2 protein-coding genes are annotated in these 3385 nt (G+C 41.2%); both read right to left on the bottom strand.

The features are described 5' to 3' along the window. Positions 1 to 215: 215 nt before the first annotated feature. On the bottom strand, positions 216 to 2372 hold the full coding sequence (locus tag H5072_RS14955) for a TonB-dependent receptor domain-containing protein (protein ID WP_182693970.1): 2157 nt from the start codon (positions 2370 to 2372) through the stop codon (positions 216 to 218). A gap of 212 nt (positions 2373 to 2584) precedes the next feature. Further along, on the bottom strand, positions 2585 to 3385 hold an 801-nt coding region (locus H5072_RS14950; protein WP_182693969.1), incomplete at its 5' end, for a LysR family transcriptional regulator.

Genomic DNA, 3385 nt, shown 5'->3' with positions numbered 1-3385 from the left:
AAAACGATAAGTTTTATGTGTTAAAAAGCCGAGATTGAAATTCAATCTCGGCTTTTTTGTGTCTGTAATTTACGCTTTTAACTTTGCACCAATTGTACTGAATTGATGCTCTATTAAAGCGATAGGAAAATAACTCTATAGCAAGGCAAAAATAACGAAATATAGTTGTTCTTATATGAGTTATTTTTAACGCAGCTAGAGAGTTATTTAACTCGTTAGAATGAGTATGTGTAGCCCATCTGTACAGTACGCGGCTTACCTGGCTGAATGCCACCGTTTGAACGGTTAGCAACGTATGTTTTATCAAACAAGTTATCAACGTTTAGGTATACTTTTTGATTTTCATCGATTAAGTATTTAGCGGCTAAATCCCATACTACGCGGCTATCAATTGCGTTTAAGCCCGACTGCGTTAAGTTAGCATGCGCATCAGATACGTAACGTATTTGGCTGTTAACTACAAACGCAGAAAACTCAGCACCTAACGATAACGCTACTTGGTTTTCTGGTACGTAAGGCATTGCATCGCCTTTTTCTACCGCGCCCCAAATTTCTGAATCAAAATCGTTTTTAAACTCAGAGTCTGTGTAGGTGTACGTTAATTTAACTGGGAACATAGCTGTATCAGTTGCAAACGTACGTGCTGCACTAAATTCAAAGCCCGCTACTTCTACTTCACCGTAGTTGTATTGGTCGCCAATGTTGTCGTCGCTACAACCAACCGCTGCAGTACAGTTACCGTGCATGTTGTCGTAGTCTGAGTAAAAGGCAATTACTTCACCGCTAAAGCCATCCATATTAAAGCGAGAGCCAAACTCAATGTTTACACTTTCTTCTTCTTCTTGGTCAGCATTACCAGGTGCTGCTGGTGCATACCCTTTTTGAATGCCCGCAAGTAGCGTTACGCTTTCGTTAAGTGTGTAAGTAGCACCTAGTGACGGCACTAAAATTTCAGTGTCGTTCGACACATCTTTAGTTAAACCGTTGCTGCGTGTTGGATCTGATTTAGACCACTCTTCACGCGTAATAGTAATGTCTTCATAACGAAGACCTGCACTTACTACTAATGCATCAATTGTCCACTCGTCTTGAATAAACAAGGTACTTGCTTCTGCACTATCTACGCGGTTGCTATCAGAGCCCGGAACGCCTTGCTCTGTAAGTGTTAAGCTTAGGTCTTGATTAAGTGTGTATTTGTCTTCCCACTGAAAACGATCCATTTCGTCTTCGTGGTAACGTACGCCAACAGTCACATAGTGATCGCCTGCAGGAATATGTAATTCAGACTGAATACCTTTAGCTTGGTAGTCGCGGTTATTAGCTTTAACGCCAATACCTTCAATACCTTCGCTTGTAGGGTTTGCTTCAAAATCGCTGTACTGCTCAAGAGTACTTAAGCCTACGCTGCTGGCTTTATACCAGTTACGATGAAAATCGTTTAAGTAAGCCGTAGCTAAAAACTCATAGCCATCACCAAAACGGTACGCGTAGTTAAGTTGGTATGCGTTGTGGCGAGTATTCATTTCATCGTTTTGCGATGCAGCATAACGACGGTAAGGACTTTCTTGATAGTCTTCGTCAGTTAAGCCCATGTATGTTTCGTCTGATGTTTCGTCAGAGTACTTAATTTTTAGCTCAAGATTATGCGCATCGTTTTGACCAAACGTATGGCCAAACTTTAATAGTAAATCTGTTTTTTCAAAGCCGGTGTTGTCATTGCCTACTGGCAGCTCTTTAAAGCCGTCTGCGCCGTAAGTAAATACTTCAATTAAACCCGCTGTGTTATTTTTTTCTTTACCAAAGTAAGCGTGGCCTTTGTAGTAACCGTCGCTACCAAGGGCTGCATCTACCAAACCTTTTGAGCTATTTGGCTCAGTTGGTAAACTGCGCGAAAGTAAGTTTAAAACACCACCTGTAGTACGCGGGCCGTACTTAACTGAGGCTGCGCCTTTTAATACTTCAATAGATTCCATACGACCCATAGTAGGGAAGTAGTATGCAGAAGGTGCTGAATATGGTGCTGGTGCAACTAAGACACCGTCTTCCATTACTGATATTTTATCGTTACGGCCAGTACCTGTACCGCGCATACCAATATTAGGACGAAGGCCATAACCGTCTTCTTCTTGCACGTAAACGCCCGGAACAGACGCTAAAACGCGAGAAATATCGGTAAACTGGAATTTTTGAAGATCTTCTTCAGAAATAAACGTAGCCGAACCAGGAATATCGTTAATTGCTTGCTGAGAGCCAATAACAGTAATTTGTTCAAAGCGTTGTTCTTTATTGCTGGTGTCTTTTGCTATTGCAGTAGCACTAAAAGACAAAGCAACCGCAGTTGCTAAAGTAGATACTAAAAACTTAGGGTTCATTGTGTTCCTAATCATGTCAACTATCTTAATTGGCGCAATTTGAACACGTTAACGAATACGAATCAATGTTATTAACTATTTAATTATTCAGTTTAATAGAACTAAAAACACCTGCTTATGCAACTTAATTAACTAAATTGTTTCTTTTGTATTATTTTGTAATTGCTTTACTAGCTATAAAGGCTGAACGAATTATATGTGCTACGTAAGCGCTAGCCCAAGCGTAGAGCTATAAATTCAGCGAGTTTATCTACCGCATTTTCCGACTCACCCGAACTTTTAACCAAGCTAATACCAATATTACCAAGAGCTGGTAAATGCTTGGTTTGAACCTGATAGTTAAGCTCACTCGGTACTGTACTTTTGGCAAGTACCGTAATACCTAAGCCTTCTTTTAATGCAGCAATAAGGCCGGTTAAATCGGCGTTGCTATAAACTATTCGGTATTTAATGCCTGCACTTTTTAATGCATCAGTAGCACGGCGACGATAAATACATCCCTCTGGTGCGGTAACTAGGGTAACCACCTCATTATGCGCAAGTGACAGGTCGCCCACCCACACTAGTTCGTCTTGCATAAAAATAGGAAACTTATCAGAGTTGAGTCGCTCATTTAGCGCAAGTACTAAATCAAACTGATCTTGGCGAGAAGCCGAAAGCAAATGCTTACTTAAACGCGACTTAACCTCTAACGACACCTCAGGGTAGAGCGCCACAAAGTCGCCAATAATTGAGGGTAAAATACGCGCTGCAAATTCGCTCGGAATACCCAAGCGCACTTTACCTGCAATGTTTTCTGAGGTGAACTGCTGCAAAATAGCATCGTTGTGTTGCATCATTTGTTTTGCCATAGGCAATAATAGCTCGCCGTACTGGTTTAATACTTGGCGCTGCCCTTGTTTTTTAAATAGTTTATAGCCAAGCACGTCCTCTAAGCGCTTGATTTGCAAACTTACAGCAGGTTGCGACAGGCCAAGTAAATCGCCTGCTTTAGCAAAGCCACCTATTTCAAC

The sequence above is a fragment of the Pseudoalteromonas sp. SR45-5 genome, assembly GCF_014163565.1.
Lineage (GTDB): Bacteria > Pseudomonadota > Gammaproteobacteria > Enterobacterales > Alteromonadaceae > Pseudoalteromonas > Pseudoalteromonas distincta.
The sequence above is the reverse complement of the archived record's forward strand: the minus strand, read 5'-3'. Positions and strand labels throughout refer to the sequence as shown.